This window comes from Mesorhizobium sp. M7A.F.Ca.ET.027.03.2.1 (genome assembly GCF_003999175.1).
Lineage (GTDB): Bacteria > Pseudomonadota > Alphaproteobacteria > Rhizobiales > Rhizobiaceae > Mesorhizobium.
In genome coordinates this window covers 1-3253 of sequence record NZ_RZOM01000713.1, presented here as the reverse complement: position 1 = coordinate 3253, position 3253 = coordinate 1, and the positions used below count along the sequence as shown (strand labels likewise).

The following is a 3253-nucleotide window of genomic DNA, read 5'->3' as shown; positions in this document are numbered from 1 at the left end:
GTGCTGATGGAGGTGACGCTGGCCAACCACCGCCAGGCCGATTTCGACCGCTTCGAGCGCGTCATCCGAGACATCCCAGAGATCGTCGCCTGCTGGTCGGTGGGCGGCGGCGTCGACTATGTGCTGAAGGTGATGGCGCGCGACATCGACGCCTATCAGCGGCTGGTCGACGGCTTGCTCGACCGCGAAATCGGCATCGATCGGTACTTCACCTACATCGTCATCAAGACGGTGAAGGACGAGATCGCGCTGCCTATAGCCGACCTGCTGCCGGCGTCGGCTTAAGGCCGGAGAGATCGTCTGCCGAGGCGACGCAATAGAGAGAGTCTCTCTACTTCAAGGCATCCAAACAGCCTCTCTATCTGCATCGGGCGGATAGTCTTCCCGTATCAGTCCGAACCGGGAGGTCTCGACCATGTCCGCGCATTTCGCCCGCTCGCATCGCCATGAAGCGCTCGACCGCCTGACCGACCGCCGGCTGCTGCGTGAACTCGCCTATGTCGATGGCCACTGGACCGCGAGCGAGGCCGCCGAAAGCTTCGAAGTCACCGGCCCGGCCACCGGCACCACAGTCGCTTTCGTCGCCGCGCTCGACGGCCGGCAGACGACGAAGGCGATCGATGTCGCCGCGCGCGCCTTCCCGGCGTGGCGGGCGCTGTTGCCGCAGGAGCGCTCGAAAATCCTGCGGAAATGGTTCGAGTTGATCATCGCTGCAAAGCAAGACCTCGCTCTGCTGATGACGCTGGAACAGGGCAAGCCGCTGCAGGAGTCGCTGGGCGAAATCGACTATGCCGCTTCCTTCGTCGAATGGTATGCCGAAGAAGCAAAACGCTTGAATGCCGAGAGCGTCACCAGCCATCTGCCGAACGCCGAAATGATGGTTCGGCGCGAGCCGCTCGGTGTCGTCGGCGTCGTCACGCCGTGGAATTTTCCGTCGGCGATGCTGACCCGCAAGGCGGCGGCAGCCCTTGCCGCCGGCTGCACCATCGTTGCGCATCCGTCCTCGGAAACGCCGCTGTCGGCGCTGGCGCTGGCCGAGCTCGGCGAACGCGCCGGCTTGCCCGCTGGCGTCTTCAACGTCATCACCGGCAAGGCTTCGACCATCGTCGGGCGGATGTGCGAAGACCCGCGCGTTCGCGCCATGAGCTTTACCGGCTCGACCGAGATCGGCCGGCTGATCGCCGCGCAAAGCGCGCCGACCATGAAACGGCTGGTGATGGAGCTTGGCGGCCATGCCCCGCTGATCGTCTTTGCGGATGCCGATCTGGACAAGGCGGTTGATATCGCCATCGACGCCAAATTCGCCACGTCGGGCCAGGACTGCCTCGCCGCCAACCGTATCTATGTTCAGCGTCCGATCTACGATCGCTTCTGCGCCGCGTTCACCGCGCGCATCGAGGCGCTGCGAACCGGCAATGGCCTTGCAGATGGCACCGACATCGGCCCGCTGATGCATGAGCGCGCGATCAAGAAGGTCGAAGAGCAGGTCACCGATGCGCTGACCCATGGCGCGCGCTGCCTCACCGGCGGCAAGCGGCACCAGGCTGGCCCCCTGTTCTATCAGCCGACGCTGCTGGCCGATGTCACCGATGAAGCGCTGATCATGCGCGAGGAGACTTTCGGTCCGGTCGCCGCCGTGACGGCTTTCGACAGCGAGGACGAGGTGATCGCCCGCGCCAACGCTACCGAATATGGCCTCGTTGCCTATGTCGTGACCGAGAATGGTGGCCGGCAGCAGCGTATGGGCCGCGCCCTCGATTACGGTATGGTCGCCATCAACCGCGTCAAGATCACCGGCGCGCCGATTCCGTTCGGCGGCGTCAAGCAATCGGGCATCGGGCGCGAAGGCTCGCGCCACGGACTCGAGGCTTTCACCGATCTCAAATATCTCTGCCTCGATGTAGCTTAAGCTGCGCCGGAATCACCGTTTTGTCAGGAGTCAAAAGAATGCTCGACCAGTCCAACGAACTCGCCGCCTGGGATCGCGACCACTTCTTCCACCCCTCGACCCATATGGGCACGCATGCGCGGGGCGAGAGCCCGACGCGCATCATGGCCGGCGGTGAAGGCGTCACCGTCTGGGACAACAATGGCAGGAAGAGCCTCGATGCCTTTGCCGGGCTCTATTGCGTCAATGTCGGCTACGGCCGCCAGAAGATCGCTGACGCCATCGCCAACCAGGCGAAGAACCTCGCTTACTACCACGCCTATGTCGGCCACGGCACCGAGGCCTCGATCACGCTGGCCAAGATGATCATCGACCGCGCGCCGCAGGGCATGTCGCGGGTCTATTTCGGCCTCTCCGGTTCCGATGCCAACGAAACCAACATCAAGCTGATCTGGTACTACAACAACGTGCTCGGCCGGCCGGAGAAGAAGAAGATCATTTCGCGCTGGCGCGGCTATCACGGCTCGGGCGTGATGACTGGATCGCTGACCGGGCTCGACCTGTTCCACAACGCCTTCGACCTGCCGCGCGCGCCGATCCTGCACACCGAGGCACCCTACTACTTCCGCCGTGCCGACCGCTCGATGAGCGAGGAGCAATTTTCTCAGCATTGCGCCGACAAGCTCGAGGAGATGATCCTGGCTGAGGGTCCGGAAACCGTCGCGGCCTTCATCGGCGAGCCGATCCTCGGCACCGGCGGCATCGTGCCGCCGCCGGCCTTCTACTGGGAAAAGATCCAGGCGGTGTTGAAGAAGTACGACGTGCTTCTGGTCGCCGACGAGGTGGTGACGGGCTTCGGCCGTCTGGGCACCATGTTCGGCTCCGACCATTACGGCATCAAGCCCGACCTGATCACCATCGCCAAGGGCCTGACCTCGGCCTATGCCCCGCTGTCGGGCGTCATCGTCGCCGACAAGATGTGGCAGGTGCTGGTTGAGGGTTCCGACAAGCTCGGTTCGCTCGGTCATGGCTGGACCTATTCGGCGCATCCGATCTGCGTCGCCGCCGGCGTCGCCAATCTCGAACTGATCGACGAGATGGACCTGGTGACAAATGCCAAGGAGACCGGCGCCTATTTCCGCGCCGAGTTGGCCAAGGCAGTCGGCGGCCACACGAATGTCGGGGACGTCCGCGGCGACGGCATGCTGGCGGCGGTGGAATTCGTTGCCGACAAGGACGACCGGGTGTTCTTCGACGCCTCGCTCAAGATCGGGCCGCAGGTGGCGACGGCACTTGCCGCAAGCGGCGTCATCGGCCGCGCCATGCCGCAGGGCGATATTCTCGGCTTCGCGCCGCCGCTCTGCC

Annotated in this window: 3 protein-coding genes; all 3 read left to right on the top strand. The window is 64.2% G+C overall.

Going from position 1 to position 3253, the window contains the following annotated elements; all coding sequences use genetic code 11:
- The coding region (locus EN750_RS25465) for an Lrp/AsnC ligand binding domain-containing protein (RefSeq protein ID WP_145967905.1) at positions 1–285 on the top strand (285 nt) is incomplete at its 5' end.
- A gap of 130 nt (positions 286–415) precedes the next feature.
- Entirely contained in the window at positions 416–1909 is a 1494-nt protein-coding gene (locus tag EN750_RS25460; protein ID WP_127398184.1) for an NAD-dependent succinate-semialdehyde dehydrogenase, read from the top strand.
- Between the two features lie 38 nt (positions 1910–1947).
- Positions 1948–3253, top strand: a 1306-nt coding sequence (locus EN750_RS25455) for an aspartate aminotransferase family protein (RefSeq protein WP_145967904.1), incomplete at its 3' end; no start/stop codon positions are given.